Genomic DNA, 23305 nt, shown 5'->3' with positions numbered 1-23305 from the left:
ATCCAATCAAAAGATTGGGTGTCTTTTTGTATTGGATTAAAAAATCCTCTTTTTGTAAGAAACATGTAACATGAATGCCTGTTTTTTAGGGTAAACCTTTACAGTATACCTGTTTTTTAAAACTTTAAAGGGGGAAATTTCATGCGCGCCGTTACGTATCAAGGTACAAAAAATGTCGAAGTGAAAGATGTTCAGGATCCGTCGATTGAGAAAAACGATGATATCATCGTCAAAATTACGTCAACTGCCATCTGTGGGTCAGATTTGCACATCTATCAAGGAAATATGCCGGCAAAAAAAGATTATGTCATTGGACATGAGCCGATGGGAATCGTTGAAGAAGTTGGTCCGGATGTAACGAAGGTCAAGCGCGGAGACCGAGTTGTCCTGCCGTTCAACGTCGCGTGTGGACATTGTTTCTTTTGTGAACATGATATGGAGAGTCAATGCGACAATTCGAACGGGAATCCGCACGTCGATACAGGCGGATACTTCGGATTTACGGAAGAATTCGGAGGACATCCGGGCGGTCAGGCAGAGTACTTAAAAGTCCCGTTTGGAAACTTCATGCCACTCGTTGTTCCGGAGTCTTGTGAACTGGAAGATGAAGCCTTACTGTTCCTGTCCGATGTCATTCCGACAGCTTACTGGAGTGTTTTGAATGCCGGCGTTAAAAAAGGGGATACGGTCGTCATTCTCGGATCGGGGCCGGTCGGATTGATGACACAGAAATTTGCCTGGATGCAAGGAGCAAAACGGGTCATTGCCGTTGATCAGCAAGTATACCGGTTAAATCATGCCAAGATGACGAACCGCGTCGAAACGGTCAATTTGCAGGATCACAAAGAGACCGGTCAATATCTGAAGGAACTGACTCAGGGCGGCGCAGATGTCGTCATTGATTGTGTCGGACTGGACGGTAAGATGTCGGCTGTTGAAAAAGTGGAACAAAAAATCGGTTTGCAAGGTGGAACGTTGAGTGCCATCAATATCGCGAAAGATGCTGTTCGGAAATTTGGAACGGTCCAATTGACAGGTGTCTATGCCAAAAAATACAATCAATTCCCGCTCGGAGATTTCTTTACGCGGAACATCACGCTAAAGATGGGACAGGCTCCGGTCGTTCATCTGATGCCCGAATTGTTCCAAAAAATCATCAATCAGGAGTTTGATCCAACCGATATCATTACGCACAAAATTGATTTGGAACAGGCAGCCCATGCCTACCAAACGTTTAACGATCATGAGGACGGGTGCATTAAAGTCATCTTAAAACCATAACGCAACCAGCATAAAGACCGCTTCTGACATCCGAAGCGGTCTTTTGTGTGAAAAATTATATCTGATGTACCGGGTGGGCGTCATGATTAAAAGAACAAGACGGGCCAAAGGAAACCTACGGCAAGACCAAGCAGAAGACCCACGAAGACCTGAAACTCGGTGTGTCCGACCAGTTCATTGAGCAGAGGTGTCTTGTGCCGGATTCCTTTGAAATAATCATTTAACAGCTTAGCCTGTAACCCGACGGCTTGGCGAACGCCGGTCGCATCGTACATGATGATGACAGCGAAAATGGCGGCAAGTGCGAACAGGGAAGAACTAAAGCCTTCTTGAAAACCAATCACGACAGCCAGTGCGACGACAGTCGAACTATGTGAACTCGGCATGCCGCCTGAAGCAAACATGATTTCAAGGTCAAATTTTTTTGTTTTGATTAAACCGGTGACGAGTTTGGCGGCTTGTGCGATAAACCAGGCCGTAATTGCTGCAAACAACGGGTGATTCCATTCCATTTTCATTCCTCCACATAATCACGATATGTAACTGTTTCCCCAATTCCGTCATTTCAACACGGGAAACTACTGGAAGAAAGTGTCCGACCTTAAAGATTATGTAAAGAAAGACCAGAAAGATTTGTGGTTTAGTAGCGAAAGTCGTTAAGATGAAGACAGAAGAAGCGGATTCCACGGAATTCCTCATTCAAAGATGAAATGTGCTGAGGAGGCTAACTGTCTTGAAAGATAAAATAATCGTTGTTGATGATGAACTCTCGATTGCCACACTTTTAAAATTTAATTTAGAGCAAGCCGGTTTTGTTGTTGAAACGGCCCATGATGGAATGACAGGGTTGAAGTTAGCGGAGAAACAAGATGCAGCGTTAATTGTCCTGGATCTCATGTTACCGGAACTGGATGGACTGGAAGTCTGCAAGCGACTACGCCAACAAAAAATCAATACCCCGATTTTAATGCTGACGGCAAAAGATGATGAGTTTGACAAAGTGCTCGGACTGGAACTCGGAGCAGATGATTATTTGACGAAGCCGTTCAGTCCGCGTGAAGTCGTCGCCCGTGTTAAAGCCATCCTGCGCCGAATGAACCAGCAGAATGTCGCGGAAGAAGTGACGGATGGAACGATCCTGATTGGAGACGTCAAAATCGTACCGGATAACTACGAAGCATTCAAGGCGGAAGAGCGACTCGAATTGACACCAAAGGAATTTGAGCTGTTAGTATATCTCGCAAAAAACAAAGGACGTGTTTTGACGCGGGACCAATTGTTGTCCGCCATCTGGAATTATGACTTCGTTGGGGATACGCGAATCGTTGATGTGCACATCAGTCATGTTCGAGAAAAAATTGAACCGAATACGAAAAAGCCGATCTACATTAAAACGATTCGCGGATTAGGTTACAAAATGGAGGAGCCGAAAGCGGAATGAGTAAATACCGCAAACGATTCATTCTGAAAATGTTGTCTTTCATCAGCCTGGTCTTAATCGCACTGGGCTTTTTGCTTGGACAATCATTTAAAGATTTTTATATCAATAATGAAAAAGAAAAATTAGTGGATGAAACTTCACTGGTGGAGTCCATTTTACGGGAGCGGACAGTGCCGGATATGGCAGCCTACGTCGATAAGATGTATGCTGAATCGAATTTCGACATGATTTTATTTAACGGTCGCGGGGAAATCATTGCCGGAACCCCGGTCGATGTCACGAAGCTAAACGTTAGGGCCATTAATTTTTCTGCCATCCCAAACGATGGCACATTCGAATCGAAAGTCGATGAAACGAGTCTTCAATATACGAAACCCGTCCTGACGGCTGACGGTGGGGAAGTCTACATCAGTTTCATCCGCTATACAAAAGATTTGAACATGATTTATTCGCGGATTTGGACCGTCATCATCTTATCTCTTCTGACTTCGCTTTGTATTATTTTCTTCGCTGTCTACAGTTCGACAAAACGTTTTTTACGACCGATTGCGGAAGCGACAGAAGTCTTATACGAGTTGTCACACGGGAACTATAAATCACGTGTCTACGAATTGACGGCACCGGATGAATCGAGAGATCTCGGGAAATCCATTAATCTGTTGGCCCGGAACCTAGAGAATGCGTCTTCCGGCGAAGCGATGCAACGGGCGCGACTTGAGTCACTGATTGAATACATGGGTGCCGGCTTGATGTTGATTGATGAAAAAGGCTATGTCTTGCTTGTCAATCGAACGTACCGGGAAATGTTCAATATCTATGGTCAATCAAATGGACAATTGTATTACCGGGTCTTACCAAATGAAAAGATGAGTCAAGTGATTGAAGATGTCTACTTGACGGAAAAACCAAACCGGAAACAATCAAGTGTCCGGTTTGGTTTAAACAGTCGGACCTTTATGGTCAGTGCAGCACCGATTTTCGGGAAAAATGGACGTGTCCAAGGGACGACGGTCGTTTTTAACGATATTACAGAAATCAAAAAGCTCGAACAGATGCGTAAAGACTTCGTTGCAAACGTCAGTCATGAGCTGAAGACACCGTTGACTTCCATCAAAGGATTTGCGGAGACACTGCTCGATGGAGCACAAGACGTACCGGAAATCAGGGAGCAGTTCCTGAACATCATCCACGATGAATCAGAGCGGATGCAGACGCTGGTCGAAGATTTACTTGAACTGTCGCGTCTCGAACAGGACAATTATCAGCTGGAGACGACGATTGTCGACGTTACGAGTTTACTCCGTGAAACTGAAACACTGTTACAACGAAAAGCAACGGAAAAGCAGATGACGATTCATCTCGAGACAGAAGAAGAAGTATTTATCCGGGCGGATTTAAATCGTTTAAAGCAAGTCGTCGTCAATCTTGTCGCGAATGCCTTGAACTATACGCCGAACGGCGGTAATGTCTGGGTCAGTCTAGAGGACGGGGAAGAAGCCGTCATGCTCCGAATCAAGGATGATGGAATCGGGATTCATCCAAAAGAGATGCAACGGATTTTTGAACGGTTTTACCGCGTGGATAAGGCGCGGAGTCGAAATTCGGGCGGGACCGGTCTTGGTCTGGCAATTGTGAAACATATCATTGATCTTCATCATGGGACAATCGAGGTTGAATCCGAGGAAAATGTCGGGACGACCTTTACGATACGTTTACCAAAAAAGGGATGAGGGTTCATATTTCCTTTACAGAATAATCGTATGCTTAAAGTACCTTCTTCATCATCTGTGCCTCGACTGGTTCAGCTCCCATGTCGGGACACGCAGTGGCGACTGGCTATTTAGCCGGTCGTCTTTTTTTGTCTGCTTTTTTAGCGAACAAATGTGTGTAGAGTGATACAATAAGAACAGAAAATCTTCCAAAGGGGCGTAGATGATGGAAAACAAACTTTTATTGATTGATGGAAATTCACTGACGTATCGAGCTTTTTTTGCGTTACCACCGATGACGGATGCGCAAGGACGCAATACGAATGCAGCTTACGGTTTTACGATGATGTTGTTGAAATTACTTGAAGAGGAACAACCGACACACATGCTCGTCGCATTTGATGCATCAAGCGAAACGTTCCGGCATGACGTGTACCAAGAATATAAAGGCAGTCGTGAAAAGACGCCTTCAGAGCTCCGGGAACAGTTTCCGATTGTCCGGGACATCTGTGAAGCGTTAGGCATTCAAATGATGGAACTTCACCGCTACGAAGCGGATGACTTGATTGGGACATTGGCACAAACGATGCCGGCTGATCGCATCCGAATCGTGACGGGAGATAAGGATTTACTTCAACTCGTGACGGATCAGGTCGAAGTGTTGATTACGAAGCGTGGTATCACAGACGTTCTGTGTATGACAGAAGAGTTATTTGCTGAAACTTACGGCGGATTAAAGCCGATTCAGATGATTGATCTGAAAGGTTTGATGGGTGATAAATCCGATAATATTCCAGGAGTTCCGGGAATCGGTGAAAAAACAGCCGTCAAATTGATTTCTGCTTATGGATCAGTCGAAGGTCTGTACGAACATGTCGAAGACTTAAAAGGGAAACAAAAAGAAAAAGTCATCGCGAATGAAGAATTGGCACGGTTGTCAAAAGAACTCGCGACAATCAAGCTGGACGTTCCGCTTGATGTCACACTCGATGACTTACAGATCAGTGACGTCGATACACAAGTACCGTATTCATTGTTCCAATCACTTGGCTTTAAATCCTTAACGAACCGGTTTGCTCCCGTCGTTGAAGAAGCGGATAAAGAACAGTTAAACGTCCAAACGATTACTTCTTTCCCGACAGATGTTACAGATGCTGTGTTGGTCGTTGAACAACTGCGTGAAGATTACATGGAAGAAGAGATCATTGGATTTGGTATCGCGACACCGAATCAAATTTATGTCGCGTCCTTGGAACTTGTCCATGATCCGGCCTTCCGTAATTGGATTGAATCAGAACATCAAAAAATTTGCCTCGATGCGAAGCAAGTCGCGTTCGCTTTACGTAAACACGGGCTGAAATTAACGGCATTCGATGACTTGTTGCTCGCCGGTTATTTATTAAACTTGAGCGGAGGAACGACCCTGGCGTCGATTGCCGGACATTATATGCTGATGGCACCGAACGAAGAGTCTGTCTTAGGAAAAGGCGCAAAACGTCTTGCTCCGGCAGACGAGGTGTTGCATCCTTACTTGGCGGAAAAAGCCCGCATGATTGAACTGTTATTCCCGAAAGTCAAAGAAGAACTGAAGGCAAACCAACAGTTTGAGTTATATGAGACACTGGAACGTCCATTATCCGGCGTATTGGCTGAAATGGAATGGACCGGAATTCGCGTCGACGTGGCAACACTTCAGGAGATGCAAACCGATTTGGGAGGACGTCTACACGATTTGGAACAATTGATTTACGGGGAAGTCGGGGAAGAGTTCAATATCAATTCGCCGAAACAGCTCGGCGTCATCCTGTTCGAAAAACTTGAATTACCTGCCTTCAAGAAAACGAAGACCGGTTATTCAACAGCGGCCGACGTACTAGAAAAACTTCGTCCGCTGCATCCGGTCATCGACCACATCATGTTGTACCGCGAATTGCAAAAACTGCAATCGACGTATGTCGAAGGCTTACAGAAGGTCATCAAGGAAGACGGAAAAATTCATACCCGATTTGCTCAAACGATTGCTCAGACAGGACGTCTCAGCTCCGTTAATCCGAACTTACAAAACATTCCGGTCCGGATCGAAGAAGGACGAAAAATCCGAAAAGCGTTTGTGCCGAGTGAATCAGGCTGGTCCTTGTACGCCGCCGACTATTCCCAAATCGAATTGCGGGTCATGGCTCATATGTCGGAAGACAAAACACTTGTCCAAGCGTTCTTGGATGATGCCGATATTCACACGCAGACAGCGAGCAGTGTCTTTGGTGTCGCACCGAATGACGTCACAGGCAATATGCGTCGTCAGGCGAAAGCCGTCAACTTTGGAATCATTTACGGAATCAGTGATTACGGTTTGTCGCAGAACTTGAATATTTCACGTAAAGAGGCGCAAGACTTCATCGACCGTTATTTCGAATTGTTCCCGCAAATCAAGTTGTTCATGGATGCAGCGATTGAGAAAGCACGGATGAACGGTTTTGTCGAAACGCTGATGAATCGCCGCCGGAATATTCCTGACATCAATTCGAAAAACTTTAATTTGCGCGGTTTTGCGGAACGGACGGCGATTAACACGCCGATCCAAGGTTCAGCAGCCGATATCATCAAAAAAGCCATGCTCGATGTCCATGCCGCCCTGGAAGCATCTCCGTTGCAGGCTCGTCTGTTACTGCAAGTGCACGATGAATTGATTTTTGAAGCGCCGGATGAAGAGCTGGATGCGCTCAAGACGCTAGTCAAACAAGCGATGGAACAGACGGTTCACTTGTCTGTACCATTACGTGTTGATGGTGATGCCGGTCATTCATGGTACGAAACCAAATAAGAAGTGGTCAGAGGAGGAAGTAAGTTGCCTGAATTACCTGAAGTCGAGACCGTCAGACGAAGCTTGGAACGGACGGTCTCCGGAAAAACGATTTCTTCCGTCAAAGTATTTCATCCGAAGATGATTCGGGGAATGGAAGTCGCACCGTTCGTTGATGCATTGAAGCAAGAGCGAATCGAACGGGTCGAGCGTCGGGGGAAATTTTTACTGTTTACGTTTGAAAGATTTTATCTCGTCAGTCATTTGCGGATGGAAGGGAAGTATTTCCCTTATCCGCAGGCGATTGAGAAGGATAAGCATACACATGTCATCTTCCGCTTTACAGACGGTTCGGAACTGCATTACAACGATGTCCGGAAATTCGGCACGATGGAGCTGCGCGAGAAAGAGACCGCGATGTCGGTCCCGCCACTGGCCCAACTCGAACGGGAACCGTTTGATCCGACGTTTACGGCAGAAGTCCTGGCTGAAAACCTGATCCGGAAAAAGCGGAGCCCGATTAAAACCGCGCTACTCGATCAATCGATTTTTTTAGGACTGGGGAACATTTATGTCGATGAGACGTTGTTTGCTGCCCGGGTCCATCCGTTAACGAAATCAGGGGCTTTGACGTTAGATGACATCTCACGGATTCATGTTGCCGGTGTGGATGTGTTAGGGAAAGCCGTTGAAGGCGGCGGGAGCACGATTCGGAGTTATGTGTCTCCGACCGGAAAAGGTGAATTCCAATTACAGCTTGCTGTGTACGGACAAACCGGTTCACCTTGTCCGAGGTGCGGGACAGCAATCGAGAAAATCAAAGTAGGTGGACGAGGGACGCACTTCTGTCCGACATGCCAACAGGTGGCTTTATGAGAATCGGACTGACCGGAGGAATTGCAACCGGAAAAAGTACGGTCTCTGCCTATCTACAACAACAGGGTGTCGTCGTCATCGATGCGGATCTTGTCGCCCGTCAAGTCATCGAACCGGGCGGGTTGGCTTATGAGGAAGTCAAAGCCGCTTTTCCGACAGCCTTTTCAGAAGGGGAACTCGTTCGTTCAAAACTCGGGGATATCATTTTTCACGATAATGAAAAGCGGACCATCCTGAATGAACTGATGCATCCGAAAATTCGGCAACAGATGTTAGAAATGGCGTCTCAAAACGAACAGGCCGGACAATCCATCATCGTTTTTGATATTCCATTACTGCTAGAAGGAGACTGGAAACAACTTGTCGATCAAGTCGTAGTGGTCTATTGCCCTGCTAAATTACAAAAGCAACGTTTGATGGAGCGGAATCATCTAACAGCAGAAGAGGCGCAAGCCAGAATGGATGCGCAACTCGATATCGAGCAGAAAAAGCGTTTGGCAGACTACGTTCTGACTAATGAAAGTACACGAGAAGCATTATACCGGCAAATCGATGACTGGCTAAAAACGATTCGTTCCGCATAAAGGAAAACCGTTTAGATCGGTTTTCTGCCTGGAAAAGTGTTTTCGTAATCAAAGTGGGAGAAAGTTACCAACTTCTCTCACTTTTTTTAGATTACGTAATGAAATCGCTTACATTTCATGATATAGTTCTATCTGTAAACGGAGCATCATCCGTCACATTGAAGGGGGATCCGAAAATGGGAGTCAAGGTGGCAGTTAACGGTTTTGGTCGAATTGGTCGAATGGTATTCCGGCGTCTAATCGCTGAGGGGAAAAGTGAGGTTGTCGCCATTAATGCAAGTTATCCGGTGGAAACATTGGCACATCTCATCAAATATGACACGGTTCACGGGAAATTTGCTTATCCAGTCGACATCATTGATGGGGCATTGATGGTGAATGGACGACAAATTCAAATCGTCAGCGAGCGCGACCCGGAACAGTTGCCGTGGGGGCAACTGGGCATCGATATCGTCGTTGAGGCAACCGGGAAGTTTAATTCAAAAACAGGTGCTGAAAAACATTTGACGGCCGGAGCTAAAAAAGTCGTCATCACGGCGCCAGCCAAAGGGGATTTACGTACGATCGTCATGGGGGTCAATGACGAGATGTATGATCACGAGACGGATGCGATCGTCTCGAACGCTTCGTGCACGACGAACTGTCTCGCACCTGTCGTTCAAGTCATCGACCGGGCGTTCGGGATTGAATCGGGTCTTGTGACGACGATTCATGCCTTTACGAATGATCAAAATAATATCGATAATCCGCATAAGGATTTAAGACGGGCACGGGCTTGCGGATCATCGATCATTCCGACTTCGACCGGAGCAGCCAAAGCGATTTCACTCGTTTTACCGCACCTCGAAGGAAAACTCAACGGACTGGCACTCCGTGTTCCGACACCAAACGTCTCACTGGTCGATCTGGTTGTGGAAGTCAGCCGCGATACGACAGTCGCTGAAGTCAATGAGGCATTCGTGAAGGCAGCGGACGGAGCGCTCGACGGAATACTCGGTCTGACGATGGAACCACTCGTTTCGATCGACTTCAACGGAGAAGAGAAGTCAACAGTCGTCGACGGTCTGTCGACGATGGTCATGGGGGGACGACAGGTCAAAGTCCTCGCTTGGTATGACAATGAGTGGGGATACTCATGTCGTGTCGTCGATCTCGTTCATCTGGTTGGTGCACATATCGAGGCAAGCGGAAACGAACAAAAACAACTGGAGTTAAAATAAAATAATAATGAAGAATCGCTCTACAGCAACCTGTAGAGCGTTTTCTTCGAGAAAATATATTAAAATTCGAAATTTATCCTTGTGTATCTTTTTGATACTCGCTATAATTCAAATCGTGAACTTCAATCGGTCTGGCAATCGCAGCTTAAAGGGTTAGGACCTCTCTGGACTAACTTTCCCCCGTGGGTGCGAACGACTCAGGCGCAAAGTAAGTGATCAACTACTTTGAAGACCATTGAATGTAGGGGGGATCCACAAATGGATACTATGGGAAGACACATTATTGCAGAACTTTGGGATTGTAATCCTGAAAAATTGAACGACATGGAATTTGTAGAACGACTTTTTGTTGATGCAGCACTTCAAGCAGGTGCGGAAGTACGCGAAGTCGCATTCCATAAGTTTGCTCCACACGGCGTCAGCGGCGTCGTTATTATTTCTGAATCGCATTTAACGATTCACAGTTTCCCAGAGCATGGTTATGCATCTGTTGATGTATTTACATGTGGCGATCGAATCGATCCGGCCATCGCAGCGCATTATATCGCTGACGGACTCGATGCGAAAATCCGTGAAAATGTCGAAATTCCACGTGGTATGGGACCTGTTGAAGTTCCGGCTGCTAAGGTTCAGCACGTTAACTGACAAAAACACGAATCAACAAGCCCTCGTCTTATGGCGAGGGCTTTTTAATATGTCTGACGTCTGTTATTCTTAATAGTAGAAGAAAACAGAAAAAGGGTGATGAGGGAATGGGACTGAAAGAACGGTTACAAAAACAAATGGAAACGTCAGATACACATAAAAACGAAAAGTTACGGACCCATTACTATGCAGCGACCGTAGAGATGCTATTTACGGGGTTGGAAGCGACAGTAACAAAACAACAGGGAAAAGTTAAGCGGATCGATCAAGGGCGCGGAGAACTTGCGTTTAGTGCACCTGGCTTAGATGGTCTGGCGACTGTCATCATGGTGGGATCCGGCCGTACGGCTGTTGATTTGTTCTTGCACCGCGACGGTTTGCTTGGTCCCGATCTTGAAAAATGGATTGAATCCATTTATCAGGAGCTTGATTCGACGTATCGTTTAAAAATGATCGGTACGAAAGAAATTACGTGAATGGAGGTACGACATGCGTTGTCCAGCCTGCAACTATAACGGGACAAAAGTATTAGATTCGAGACCCGTGCAAGATTTTGGTTCGATTCGCAGACGGCGGGAATGTGAATCATGTGGCTATCGCTTTACGACATTTGAGATGGTAGAACAAACGCCTCTCATCATCGTCAAAAAAGATGGAACACGTGACGAATTCAATCGGGACAAAATCTTGCGTGGATTAGTCCGAGCATGTGAAAAACGCCCGATTTCCATTGAACAACTGGAAACAGTCGTCAGCCGGGTTGAAAAAACACTACGAGCAACGGCACAACATGAAATTCCGAGCGAACAGGTCGGACGACTCGTGCTGAATGAACTCGCTTCTGTCGATGAAGTAGCGTATGTCCGGTTTGCCAGTGTCTATAAGCAATTTAAAGACATCAATGTCTTTTTCCAGGAATTATCCGAATTGATGGAACGTCATCAAGACACTGAACGGGAAAATCAAACCTAATGAAGGAGAGGTCGTCTGACTGTTCAGAACGCCCTCTCTTTTTCTCACGAAAGAAGGGATGAAGCAAATGATGGAACGTGAATTGTCAGGGACCGATCTCTGCTTGATCATGAGTAATGGTGTCGTCGACCGGGAAGCATATCAGTCCCTCTACTATCTGTATCAACCAATTATCGGTGTGAAAGCGCTTGGTCTGTACCAAACGTTTTGGAGCGAGATGATTCCCGGTAAGACGAAATCGCAATACATCTCGCATGCAGAACTCGGCACGCTGCTCGGATTTTCAGTCGATGAATTCAAAGAAGAACTGTTTAAGCTCGAGGGGATTGGTTTGATCCGGACCTTTGAAGCGAAACAGGCCGCTTACCGTTATGTCTATCAAATCCGTGTCCCGTTAGCACCAAACACATTTTTAAACGATGGGGTGCTGTCGAGCTTACTGTTCTACCGCGTCGGCGAAATTCGTTTCCGTGCTTTACAAAATCGTTTCCGGACTGATCCGCTACCGAAAAACGTCGTCGACCGGACTGTCCGGTTTGATCAAGTATTTGACGTCAAGGCAGGACTCGCCTCTGCGCATCAGCCGAAATCCTATGCGAAACAGGAACGGGCAGCTTACGAATTTGATTATTCGTTTGACCTTGAAGAAATGAAACGCCAAACCGATCGCTTCTTGCCACGCAGTTTTTATACGAAATCGATTGACCATCTGTTGTTGAAACTGGCGTACGTCACACAATCGAACGAAGCCCTCATGGCAGAACTCCTGAACGCCCGTTTCCGTCATGAAGCGTACTTGCCGATGACGGACAGTGAAAAGCAAGAACGGTGTAAACAGATGATGCTGTCGGCGAAGCAGAAACTCAGCCGGGAAAAGAAAGCCAAGGTTGCCGTTCTCGAAGAAGTAGAGGTCGGGGAGCTGAGCGAAACGGAGACGATGGAAGGAACGCATCCGAAGCATTACGTTGCGAAACTAAGAAAAGTCAAAGCACTGTCGGAGCGTGATGAAGAGTTGATTCAGCAATTGATCATCGACTATGAGATGTCGTCCGGAATCGTCAACGCAGCCTATTATTATGCGTTAGTCATTAAAAAGGATAACCGTTTCAGTAAGAACTTCCTTCTCTCGATCGTGGATGACTGGAAACAAAAAGGATACGTCACGGCAGCCGAAGCATTGGCGAAAACGAAAGAACAGGACGAATTGATTTCGAAAAAGCAGGATCAGAAACAAGAGCGTTCACGGCAAACGGTCGGTGGACGAAGAGGTCGTTCCAATGCGACCGGGCCGAATCCGAAATGGTTGCAGGAAGAAAAAGAAAAACAACAGCAATATGAAGCGACGAAAAAAGCCAGTTTTGAAGCTGAGGTGCCAGATGATGAAGAAATGGAACGGATTCTGCGGGAACTCAAAGGCAAATAAAGGAGTAGTGAGATGGAACATATCCAATCATCGATTGAAAAGATTTTAAACCGGCCGGACGTGGCAGAATCGGTTCGAGCCATTCATCAGCGTGTCTTGTCACATCCGGGAGTTATCATGTTTTTACGGACGCACCCGGAAATTGATCAACGGACGATTGAACGGGGCATGCTGAAACTAAACGAGTATGCTGAACAGATGCACGGGAATCAAATCATTGAAAAGAAGGCCGTCATCGAAGGGTATCAACCTGTCCTGCATTTAGAAAAAGGTCAGATCATGGTTGCTTATGAAAAAACCCAGGCGTTACGCGACCGTGAAAACGAGCGGGCTCTCGAAAAGAAATTTAAAAGTCTGTTCTTACCGGATGAAGTCCGGGATGCGAACTTCAGTGACTTTGATTTGACGACGACGGACCGGAAGCTCGCTTTGCGTGCAGCTTCACAGTTTTTAAATACAGTCCGTTCAAAACAACAAGTCAAAGGATTGTACCTGCACGGCAGTTTTGGTGTCGGGAAAACGTATTTGCTTGCTGCAATCGGGAATGCATTAAAAAAGGAACGGGTTGCGACAATTTTGGTTCATGCACCCGGTTTCGTCTCGGAAGCGAAGCGGCGGATCCGGTCGGACAGTTTCGATACGTTTTTGGAAAGTTTTCAGACTGTGCCGGTTTTGTTGATTGACGACATCGGAGCGGAGTCAATCAGTCCGTGGGTCCGCGATGAATTATTCGGAATCATCCTGCAATACCGCATGATGCACCGTCTGCCGACCCTGTTCAGTTCCAACCTGTCGTATGACGAACTGGAGTTGCATTTCGGGATTACGAATGACCAGGGAGATAAACTAAAAGCGATGCGTCTGATGGAACGGATCCGGACGACGACGAATCCGGTCGAGTTTTTAGGTGAAAACCGACGGCGCTATTAATTTCTCTTGTCAAAGAAGTTCGACTTTCGCTATACTAAGGACACGATCTGTATAGATGTCAGCTACGATTGAGGACATGAAAAATGAACAGGGACCAAACAAGCGAGAGAAGGATGGTGAAAGCTTCTCATGGAATCCGTCATTTCTTTACTCCCTCATAGCTCAAGCGGGGCTAATCCGCTTGCGTGTCACGCCCGTTATCGCGTGTTCGAGCCGGTGCATGGAAACATGTTCGGGAACGAGGGTGGTACCACGAGATTGAGACTCGTCCCTTTTTGAGGGATGGGTCTTTTTTATTTTAATTTATAGGGGGAAGCAGTCATGTCAAACATTGCTCTTACATTTCCAGATGGTGCAGTAAAGGAATTTACAGCCGGAACGACAGCTGAAGAAGTCGCCGCTTCAATCAGCCCGGGATTACGGAAAAAAGCGTTTGCCGCAAAATTAAACGGACAAGTCATCGATTACCGTCGTCCGATTGAGCAAGATGGTTCGATTGAACTCGTCATGCCGGATTCGGAAGAAGGACTGGATTTAATCCGTCACTCATCTGCTCACTTAATGGCACAAGCAATTAAACGCCTGTACCCGGACGAAACGATCCATCTCGGAATCGGACCGACGATCGAAAACGGGTTTTACTACGACATCGATATGGAGCGCCGCCTGACAGAGGAAGACCTGCCGGAAATCGAAAAGATGATGAATAAGATTGCCGGTGAAAACTTACCGATTGAGCGGGAAGTCGTTTCACGCGATGAAGCATTAGCTGTTTATCAGGAATTAAATGATCCGCTTAAAATCGAATTGATTGAATCGATTCCTGCCGATCAGGATTTAACGTTCTATCGTCAAGGCGAGTTCTTCGACTTATGCCGCGGACCACATGTGCCGGCGACGGCTAAGTTACAAGTCTTCAAATTGATGAGCATCGCCGGTGCTTACTGGCGTGGGGATTCGAAAAATAAGATGTTGCAACGGATTTACGGAACAGCATGGGCAAACAAAGACCAACTGAAACAACACCTTCATTTCTTGGCGGAAGCGAAAGAACGCGATCACCGAAAACTCGGCAAAGAACTCGACTTGTTCTTCACATCTCAAGATGTCGGACAAGGATTACCGATGTGGTTACCAAAAGGGGCGGCCATCCGCCGGACGGTCGAGCGTTATATCGTCGATAAAGAACTTGAACTAGGATACGAGCACGTCTATACGCCGGTTCTTGGTTCGGTTGAATTGTACAAAACATCAGGACACTGGGATCACTATCAAGATGATATGTTTCCGAAAATGGAGATGGACAATGAAGAGTTGGTTCTCCGTCCGATGAACTGTCCGCACCATATGATGATTTATAAAAATGAACCGCGGTCGTACCGTGACTTACCGCTCCGCGTTGCAGAACTCGGTGGCATGCACCGGTATGAGATGTCGGGTGCGTTAACAGGTCTTCAGCGTGTCCGTTACATGGTTCTCAATGATGGACATACGTTTGTTCGTCCGGACCAAATGAAGGAAGAGTTCAAAGCAATCGTCCACTTGATTCAGGAAGTATATGCCGACTTCGGCATCACAGACTACAAGTTCCGTCTGTCGTACCGTGATCCGGCCGATAAAGAAAAATACTTCGACAACGATGCGATTTGGGAAATGGCGCAGCGTGAGTTAAAAGAAACGATGGATGAGCTCGAACTGCCGTACTTCGAAGCAGAGGGCGAAGCCGCATTCTACGGACCGAAGCTTGACGTGCAGGTCCGCACAGCGCTCGGTAAAGATGAAACGCTGTCGACCGTCCAACTCGACTTCCTCTTGCCTGAACGCTTTGAGCTGACGTATAAAGGAAACGACGGACAAGATCATCGTCCTGTCGTCTTACACCGTGGTGTTGTCTCGACGATGGAACGATTCGTAGCGTACTTGATTGAAGAGTACAAAGGAGCGTTCCCGACGTGGCTCGCACCCGTTCAAGTCAAATTGATCCCGGTCTCAAGCGTACATGAAGACTACGCACGTGAAATCAAAACGATGCTCTTGAAAAAAGGGATTCGTGTCGAGACAGATTTCCGGGATGAAAAACTCGGTTACCGGATTCGGGAAGCGCAAGTCAACAAAGTACCGGTCATGCTCGTTTTGGGTGATAAAGAAATCGAAGCGCGTGAAGTCAATATCCGCCGTTACGGTTCAAAAGATTCAAGCAACGCATCACTGGAACAGTTCGTCAGTGATTTGGAACAAGAAATCGCAAACCGTTCAAAATAAGGATTTAGTAATAGCAATAAGAGGGTGGCTCACAGCTGCCCTCTTTTTTTGTCCTACAGATTCTATGTCTGAATACCGATAATAGGGACAGAGAAGGGAGATGAAAAAATGAAAAGAAGAATGATGCTCGGAGTATGTCTGGTCTTGGTATTTCTGCTTTTACCTGATACAGAACATGCGATCAGTATGAAAAGTTACCGGATTACGCCACAGACAGAGCCAATTGATCCTGCACTTCGCGCTTATTCGACATATAATAGCCAAACCAAAAATCATTATACTCTCCGGTCGTACCTTGAAAAAATCGAGGCAGAAGGCGGAGGGACGTTAGTCTTGTCAAAAGGCGTGTATCTTTCCCCGTTACGCGTCGGGATTCCTTCCAATACGACCATCATTTTAGAGGATGGTGTCATCATCAAGAAGACGAAGGAGACCGGGACGCCAAAGCTTCAAGCAACAACAAGTATCTTTGATTTAGTACCGCCCTCTGTTTTACGGTTAAATACAACGGTCAGAACATACAGTGGATCCAAAAATATCAAAATCATCGGACGGGGAAGTGCTCAAATCGATTTGAATTATTTTCCACGCGGCTCGGCTTTTGCCATCGCACATAATGAAAATCTGTATCTCGGGGGAATCACGATCCGTCATCAACAAGGATCGCATGCGATTGAACTGGATGCGACAAAAACGGCACTCATTGAAAACATGCACTTTGTCGATGCGAAGATGATTGCCGGGACAGGTCCGAATGAATCCATTAATCTGGATACGCCGGATCCGGTCACGAAAGGATTTCAATGGAAATGGTCGGCGCAAGACCGGACACCGAATCATGACATCACGATTCGAAATAACGGCTTCACTAATGTTAATGTCGCAATCGGCACACACCAATACTCTCAAGATCGTCCGCATACGGCGATCCGTATTTTAAATAACGTGATTGACGGGACGAAAGATCATGCGATTTCAATGATGAACTGGAACCAACCGGTCATTCAATACAATACGATTCGAAACGTTCACCGTCCAGATGGGAAAGGCATCGCTATTTTGGGACGAGGAGTAGTCGGTGGCAGCATCAAACAGAATCGTCTGGAAAAGATCGACCGGGCCATTCAATTTCAGCCACACGTCAATTATGGATTCAAGCCGCTGTACAATCGGTTTACGGATAAAGAAAAACTGAGCTTTCGTCAGAACGAAGTAAATCAAGCAACAGTAAATCAAGTCGTTTTGTTTTCCAAGTTAGGTGTTTTTTCGGCGGAAACATCGGAACGCTTTAATTTTGTTCCATAAAAAAAGTCTATTCCTTTACGGAATAGACTTTTTTTATGGAAACATTATTTTTGCATTTGTTGTAAGAACGGTTGGATATCGACTTTTAGCGCTTCTGATAATTTTTTACCAAGCGACTCATCCGCGCGGTAGAAGTTACAGATGGCAAGCAAGACGGTATTCTCATGGCGGACTTGTTTTAAGTCATCCACTAAATTGTTCAGGAGTGCCATTTGTTCTTCTTCTGTCATGCGACGGTATACTTCACCGGCTTGACCGAAGTTGTTAGTTTTTTCGATTTCGAGACGGCCATGGATGTCATCATACAACGGTTGGTTTTCTTCCGTGTATTCCGGTGTCTGTTTCGGCTCATCCTGATAACGGTTCGGTTCATAGTTGACCGGGCTTGATTGCTGTCCGACCGGCATTGCACCATCACGTTGGTAGTTGTTGACTTGAGCGAACGGACAGTTGATCGGCAACTGTTGGTAGTTTGTTCCGATCCGGTAACGTTGCGTATCTGAATAAGAGAAGAGACGTCCTTGAAGCAACTTATCTTCAGAAGGCAACATGCCTGGAATTAAGACACCCGGGTTAAAACCAACTGATTCAGTTTCAGCAAAGTAGTTATCGACGTTTTTGTTTAAGACCATTGTGCCGACATGTTGGAACGGGATGACATCTTCGAACCAGTCTTTTGTTGCATCGAGCGGATCAAAGTCAAAATTGTCGACATCTGACGGGTCAAGAACTTGGACGAACAGATCCCACTCCGGGAAGTCTCCGTCTTCGATTGCTTGGAACGTATCGTTTGAAGCATGGTTGAAATCTTTTCCTTGAATTTCTGTCGCTTCGTCCGCTGTCAGGTTATGGACACCGACTTTCGGCACCCAACGCAATTTGACATAAACCGTATTTCCGTGTGCATTCACCCATTTAAAAGCATGGACGGATGAACCGCGCATTTTACGGTAGCTTGCCGGAATACCTTCATCTGTAAACAGGTGCATCAACATGTTTGTCGATTCCGGACGCAATGTCATGAAGTCCCAGTAGCGGTCCGGATCTTGAATATTCGTACGTGGATCCGGTTTTAGCGAGTGGACCATATCCGGAAATTTCATCGCATCACGAATGAAGAAGACCGGTAAGTTATTACCGACGAAATCCCAGTTTCCTTCTTCTGTATAGAACTTAACCGAGAAGCCGCGTGGATCGCGTAATGTTTCAGGAGAATGTGTACCGTGAATAACGGTTGAGAAACGAGCGAATACAGGAACCTCTGTACCTTCGTTTTGAAGGAACGCAGCTTTTGTATATTTCTTCATCGAGTTTTTCACTGTGAAGACCCCGTGTGCACCAAAACCGCGGGCGTGAACGACACGTTCCGGAACACGTTCCCGGTCGAAGTGGGCCATTTTCTCAATCAATTGATAGTCTTCGAGTAATGTAGGACCTCTACGACCTGCCGTGCGCGAATTCTGATTGTCGCCAATCGGAACACCTTGATTAGTGGTTAATCGTTTTTCATTCATTAATAACTCCCCCTTATGTAAAAGATTACATTGATTATAAAACAATAATTATTCTAAATAAAGAATAATGCTCTGCAAATTCTGAAAACTTTTTCTGCCCTTTTTTATTTACCCAGGGTAACAACCTTAGAAACTTCTTGCTAAAACGAGACAGGATTGCTATTATAATCAAGTATCTGAGCAACGTTCTAACCGAACAGATATAGCGGCTTGACATCGAGGGAAAACAAGTGCTATGATAGCAAAGTGAAATGACAACAAAGCAGAAGCATCCCGCTTCTCACCACGTATAGCAATCTATGCTGGTCCATCATGATGATATGTGATAGTAGAGTGTTCTCTGACTATTGTATACTTTATGAGTGTGGGCGGGAAAAACTGCCGACGCTTTTTTTATAGCGTTTTATATCATTCATTTTTCGTGCTCTGCACGATGGAGGTGCTAACCATTAGCAAAGATCTGTTAATCAATGAAGGCATTCGCGCTCGAGAAGTTCGTCTTATCGGAGCGGATGGTGCTCAACTTGGAGTCCAGTCGCGTACAGAAGCGTTACGTTTAGCTGAGGAAGCTGACCTTGACCTCGTCATGGTCGCACCACAAGCTACGCCGCCAGTATGTAAAATCATGGACTACGGTAAATACCGTTTTGAGTTACAAAAAAAGGACAAAGAAACTCGGAAGAATCAGAAAGTGATTCAGATGAAAGAAGTCCGTCTCAGCCCGACAATCGAGGAGAATGACTTCCAAACGAAGTTCCGTAATGCGAAGAAATTCTTGGAGAATGGTAACAAAGTGAAAGCGAGCATTCGTTTCCGCGGACGTGCCATCACTCACTCAGAAATCGGTAGACGTGTCCTCGAACGTCTCGCTACAGAATTAAGCGAGTTCGGTGTCATTGAACAGAGACCGAAGATGGAAGGACGCAGCATGTTCCTAGTGCTTGCTCCAAAGAAAGAAGACTAATCGAATCGAAGTAGGAGGGAATCTCTCATGCCTAAAATGAAATCGCACCGCGGTGCTTCTAAGCGTTTCAAACGTACTGCTTCTGGTAAATTGAAACGTGGTCGTGCTTACACAAGCCACTTATTCGGTAACAAATCAACTAAAGCGAAACGTAAATTACGTAAAGCTAGCATGGTATCATCGGGTGACTTTAAACGTATCCGTCACATGATCGCTAAGTAATTTACCCAATCGTACACAGATTTAGGAGGGAATTTATATGCCACGCGTAAAAGGCGGATATACGACTCGTCAACGTCGTAAAAAACAACTCAAATTAGCTAAGGGCTATTACGGCTCGAAACATACACTCTTCAAGGTTGCAAAACAGCAGGTCATGAAATCTCTCATGTATGCTTACCGTGACCGTCGTCAAAAGAAACGTGACTTCCGTCGCCTCTGGATCACTCGGATCAATGCGGCTGCACGTATCAACGGTCTTTCTTACAGCCGCATGATGCATGGTCTTAAATTAGCAGGTATCGACGTTAACCGTAAGATGCTCGCTGACCTCGCAGTTACAGATGCAACTGCATTTGCTTCACTTGCTGACACAGCAAAAGCAAAATTGAACGCTTAAGTTCTACAATTCGTCGGGGAATTTAATTCTCCGGCGTTTTTTTTGGATTCATGGTAAAATAAAAAAGCGCATTTTATGGGCTGAGGCAATTTTTTTAGATTAAAAGGAGAATTAAGATGGACTGGTTGACACTTTTTGAAATGCAGGAACAATTGGATAAACGGATTCAGTCAGAACATAATTTGACGGGAAATCAATTTGATGAACGTTTGCTGGCGCTATTAGTGGAGCTTGGTGAGCTTGCGAACGAAACGCGTTGTTTTAAATTCTGGTCGACAAAAGGACCATCGGCTCAAGTCACGATTCTCGAAGAGTATGTGGATGGTGTCCATTTTCTACTTTCGTTAGGACTTTCTTTAGAGTATCGTAAAAACGAATTTGTCGAAGGTGATTACTACCTGACGGCGACAGATGCGTTTTTAGATGTCTATAATAAGACAAACGTGTTTGCGATTTCGCGGACAGAACAAAGTTACGATGTTCTGATTGGTGCTTATCTCGCATTAGGTGCTACACTTGGATTTACACAAGAAATGATTTTCAAAGCTTATGTCGCGAAAAACGAGGCGAATCACGTTCGCCAAGACAACGGTTACTGAGGAGGAAATCAGATGAATGAACAATTACATATGCTGAAACGTCTTACGGACGCAACGGGTGTTCCCGGAAATGAGAAAGAAGTACGTCAATTAATGCGCGAATATCTCGAACCGCATGCAGAAAACTTCCATCAAGATGGATTAGGCAGTTTGTTTGCCGAACGTCAAGGGGCGGGAGAAGATGCACCACGGATTTTGATTGCCGGGCATATGGACGAGGTCGGATTCATGGTCACGAAGATTGATGAGAAGGGATTCCTTCGCTTCCAACCACTCGGTGGATGGTGGGGGCAGGTTCTTCTTGCGCAGCGTATGAATATTGTCACGTCATCTGGCGAAGTCATTCCAGGTGTGATTGGTGCGAAACCACCTCATGTTTTACCACCGGAAGCGCGCAATAAACCAGTCGATATCAAAGAGATGTTCATCGATATCGGCGCTACTTCGAAAGAAGAAGTCGAGGGGTGGGGGATCCGACCGGGAGATACGGTTGTTCCGCATTGCGAATTTACTGTGATGAAAAATGATAATTTCTTGATGGCAAAAGCGTGGGATAACCGTGTCGGGTGCGCCATTGCAATCGAAGCGATCAAACGCTTAAAAGAAGAGGGGCACCCGAATACGATTTTTGCCGGTGCTACCGTGCAGGAAGAAGTCGGCTTACGCGGTGCTCAAACGATTGCAAATCTGCTTCGCCCGACGATTGCGTTTGCAGTCGATACAGGAATTCCAGGAGACACACCAGGTATGACGGACCGTGAAGCTTTGTCGAAACTCGGAGAAGGCGTTCAAGTCATCCTGTTTGATGCCACAATGATTGCACACCGTGGATTGATTGATTTTGTCACAACTGTTGCTAAAGAAGAAAACATTAAATATCAATTGGATCTGACACCGGGTGGTGGAACAGATGCAGCGAAATTCCATCTGTCTCATACAGGTGTGCCTTCTCTTGCACTGACTGTTCCGATTCGCTACCTGCATACAAATGTTTCAATCATGCATAAAGCAGATTTCGAAGCAGCCGTGGACTTGATCGTCGCGGTAACAAAACGTTTAGATGCAGAGACGGTCCAAGCGATTTACGAGGGGTAAACTATGAAACACATTTCATCTGCAAAAAACGAAATCGTTAAACAATGGAAAAAATTACTGACTAAAAAAGGACGTCTGCAAACAAAACGTTTCCTGATTGAAGGGGAACACTTAGTCGAAGAAGCCGTTCGTGCCGGAATCATTAAAGAGTTAATCGTGCGCGAAGATGTTCAAGTACCGGGTTCGTGGAAAAAGAATGCCGCTGATTTGATCACGATTGATGAATCAGTCGCAAAAGTACTCTCTGAAACAGAAACGACACAAGGGATTTTTGCTGTCTGTGAGATGAAACAGCAAACTGAACGCTTGGAACGCGGACGTTACCTCTTACTCGACCGTCTTCAGGATCCAGGTAATGTCGGTACAATGATTCGGACGGCAGATGCTGCCGGATTCGACGGAGTGATCATCGGACATGGAACGGTTGATGTCTACAACAGTAAAGTCCTCCGGGCGACACAAGGATCCATCTTCCATTTACCGGTCATCATGATGTCACTTGAAGAAGCCGTTCAAGACTTACATGAACTGGGTGTCTTCATTTTAGGGACTGACTTACGTGGAGCTCAACCGTACACAGATGTTGAGAACCTGGGTGCCATCGGATTGATTATCGGAAACGAAGCGCAAGGTGTTGCTCCCGAGTTGCTTGATCAGTGTGATGGTCGGGCATACATCCCGATTCGCGGAAAAGCAGAGTCCTTAAATGCGGCAGTTGCCGCTGGTATTTTACTGTATCATTTTGCTCCGGCTGATTGAATCCAAGGAACGTTCATGCTAAAGTGAATTACAGCATCATATTTACCTAGACAACGATGGAACAGAGTAGGTTAGAAAACGATTCGATCAGGGAGAGGAAGCCTTAGACTGGGAGCTTCTTTACGAGTCTGCTAGCTGAATTCACTCCGGAGTCGCACGAGAGATCGTGACGGGAGGCGCCCGTTACCGCGCCACTTGAGGACTTGAGGAATTCAGGTCGAACAAGGGTGGTACCACGATTAAATTGAATCGTCCCTTCGGCATTTTGCCGGAGGGACGATTTTTTTATTTGGAAAAGGAGTGAGGA

22 protein-coding genes are annotated in these 23305 nt (G+C 46.0%); 20 read left to right on the top strand and 2 right to left on the bottom strand.

The window, feature by feature from the left end:
- Positions 1-141: 141 nt before the first annotated feature.
- On the top strand, positions 142-1281 hold the full coding sequence (locus AC3IRK_RS11555; protein WP_131502790.1) for a zinc-dependent alcohol dehydrogenase: 1140 nt from the start codon (positions 142-144) through the stop codon (positions 1279-1281).
- Positions 1282-1367: 86 nt separating this feature from the next.
- Here the strand turns inward: AC3IRK_RS11555 and AC3IRK_RS11550 are convergent, their stop codons facing one another.
- Complete coding sequence (locus AC3IRK_RS11550) at positions 1368-1799, bottom strand: divergent PAP2 family protein (protein ID WP_370528941.1); 432 nt, start codon at positions 1797-1799, stop codon at positions 1368-1370.
- Positions 1800-2014: 215 nt separating this feature from the next.
- Between AC3IRK_RS11550 and AC3IRK_RS11545 the strand changes: the two genes are divergently transcribed.
- From AC3IRK_RS11545 to AC3IRK_RS11485, 13 genes are all read left to right on the top strand, one after another.
- Positions 2015-2722, top strand: a complete 708-nt coding sequence (locus AC3IRK_RS11545) for a response regulator transcription factor (RefSeq protein WP_131502789.1) — start codon at positions 2015-2017, stop codon at positions 2720-2722.
- On the top strand, positions 2719-4452 hold the full coding sequence (gene pnpS, locus AC3IRK_RS11540) for a two-component system histidine kinase PnpS (protein WP_131502788.1): 1734 nt from the start codon (positions 2719-2721) through the stop codon (positions 4450-4452). Before AC3IRK_RS11545 ends, pnpS begins: the two co-directional genes overlap by 4 nt.
- A 202-nt stretch (positions 4453-4654) precedes the next feature.
- A complete protein-coding gene (gene polA, locus AC3IRK_RS11535) occupies positions 4655-7252 on the top strand; it encodes a DNA polymerase I (RefSeq protein WP_426353901.1) in 2598 nt (865 codons plus the stop codon).
- 24 nt (positions 7253-7276) lie between these two features.
- Positions 7277-8107 carry a DNA-formamidopyrimidine glycosylase gene (mutM, locus tag AC3IRK_RS11530; RefSeq protein ID WP_131502786.1) on the top strand — a complete coding sequence of 277 codons (831 nt, stop codon included), beginning with the start codon at positions 7277-7279 and terminating at the stop codon, positions 8105-8107.
- Positions 8104-8691 carry a dephospho-CoA kinase gene (gene coaE, locus AC3IRK_RS11525; RefSeq protein ID WP_489169986.1) on the top strand — a complete coding sequence of 196 codons (588 nt, stop codon included), beginning with the start codon at positions 8104-8106 and terminating at the stop codon, positions 8689-8691. Before mutM ends, coaE begins: the two co-directional genes overlap by 4 nt.
- Before the next feature lie 176 nt (positions 8692-8867).
- Positions 8868-9911, top strand: a complete 1044-nt coding sequence (locus AC3IRK_RS11520; protein WP_114595263.1) for a glyceraldehyde-3-phosphate dehydrogenase — start codon at positions 8868-8870, stop codon at positions 9909-9911.
- Between the two features lie 258 nt (positions 9912-10169).
- Positions 10170-10556, top strand: a complete 387-nt coding sequence (gene speD / locus AC3IRK_RS11515) for an adenosylmethionine decarboxylase (protein ID WP_114595264.1) — start codon at positions 10170-10172, stop codon at positions 10554-10556.
- Positions 10557-10663: 107 nt separating this feature from the next.
- The gene (locus AC3IRK_RS11510) at positions 10664-11032 is read left to right on the top strand and encodes a hypothetical protein (protein WP_426353896.1); all 369 of its coding nucleotides are present in this window, start codon (positions 10664-10666) and stop codon (positions 11030-11032) included.
- A gap of 13 nt (positions 11033-11045) precedes the next feature.
- Positions 11046-11528: a transcriptional regulator NrdR gene (nrdR, locus tag AC3IRK_RS11505; RefSeq protein ID WP_114595266.1), complete on the top strand. Its 483-nt coding sequence runs from the start codon at positions 11046-11048 to the stop codon at positions 11526-11528.
- 67 nt (positions 11529-11595) lie between these two features.
- Positions 11596-12951, top strand: a complete 1356-nt coding sequence (locus tag AC3IRK_RS11500; protein WP_026827756.1) for a replication initiation and membrane attachment family protein — start codon at positions 11596-11598, stop codon at positions 12949-12951.
- A gap of 12 nt (positions 12952-12963) precedes the next feature.
- On the top strand, positions 12964-13881 hold the full coding sequence (dnaI, locus tag AC3IRK_RS11495) for a primosomal protein DnaI (RefSeq protein ID WP_131502783.1): 918 nt from the start codon (positions 12964-12966) through the stop codon (positions 13879-13881).
- A 321-nt stretch (positions 13882-14202) separates the two neighbouring features.
- A complete protein-coding gene (thrS, locus tag AC3IRK_RS11490; protein ID WP_131502782.1) occupies positions 14203-16143 on the top strand; it encodes a threonine--tRNA ligase in 1941 nt (646 codons plus the stop codon).
- A gap of 108 nt (positions 16144-16251) precedes the next feature.
- Entirely contained in the window at positions 16252-17448 is a 1197-nt protein-coding gene (locus AC3IRK_RS11485) for a glycoside hydrolase family protein (RefSeq protein ID WP_489169985.1), read from the top strand.
- A gap of 44 nt (positions 17449-17492) precedes the next feature.
- On the opposite strand, the gene AC3IRK_RS11480 is transcribed toward AC3IRK_RS11485, so the two are convergent.
- Positions 17493-18962 carry a catalase gene (locus AC3IRK_RS11480; RefSeq protein ID WP_214852891.1) on the bottom strand — a complete coding sequence of 490 codons (1470 nt, stop codon included), beginning with the start codon at positions 18960-18962 and terminating at the stop codon, positions 17493-17495.
- A 433-nt stretch (positions 18963-19395) separates the two neighbouring features.
- Here AC3IRK_RS11480 and infC point away from each other — a divergent pair, with 433 nt between their 5' ends.
- The 6 genes from infC to AC3IRK_RS11450 all read left to right on the top strand — a co-directional run bounded on the left by infC (position 19396) and on the right by AC3IRK_RS11450 (position 22998).
- Positions 19396-19926 carry a translation initiation factor IF-3 gene (gene infC / locus AC3IRK_RS11475; protein ID WP_012371059.1) on the top strand — a complete coding sequence of 177 codons (531 nt, stop codon included), beginning with the start codon at positions 19396-19398 and terminating at the stop codon, positions 19924-19926.
- Positions 19927-19953: 27 nt separating this feature from the next.
- Positions 19954-20148 (top strand): 50S ribosomal protein L35, encoded by a 195-nt coding sequence (gene rpmI, locus AC3IRK_RS11470; RefSeq protein ID WP_012371058.1) that lies wholly within the window; start codon positions 19954-19956, stop codon positions 20146-20148.
- Between the two features lie 37 nt (positions 20149-20185).
- The gene (gene rplT / locus AC3IRK_RS11465; protein WP_012371057.1) at positions 20186-20545 is read left to right on the top strand and encodes a 50S ribosomal protein L20; all 360 of its coding nucleotides are present in this window, start codon (positions 20186-20188) and stop codon (positions 20543-20545) included.
- Positions 20546-20661: 116 nt separating this feature from the next.
- Positions 20662-21144 carry a dUTP diphosphatase gene (locus AC3IRK_RS11460; RefSeq protein WP_071500229.1) on the top strand — a complete coding sequence of 161 codons (483 nt, stop codon included), beginning with the start codon at positions 20662-20664 and terminating at the stop codon, positions 21142-21144.
- Positions 21145-21156: 12 nt separating this feature from the next.
- Positions 21157-22239: a M42 family metallopeptidase gene (locus AC3IRK_RS11455; RefSeq protein ID WP_012371055.1), complete on the top strand. Its 1083-nt coding sequence runs from the start codon at positions 21157-21159 to the stop codon at positions 22237-22239.
- 3 nt (positions 22240-22242) lie between these two features.
- A complete protein-coding gene (locus AC3IRK_RS11450) occupies positions 22243-22998 on the top strand; it encodes a TrmH family RNA methyltransferase (protein ID WP_026827761.1) in 756 nt (251 codons plus the stop codon).
- The last annotated feature ends 307 nt before the right edge of the window (positions 22999-23305 follow it).

It is taken from the genome of Exiguobacterium sp. GL_137, assembly GCF_057834585.1.
Note: the sequence above shows the minus strand (reverse complement) of the source record. Positions and strands in the feature narration are given on the sequence as shown.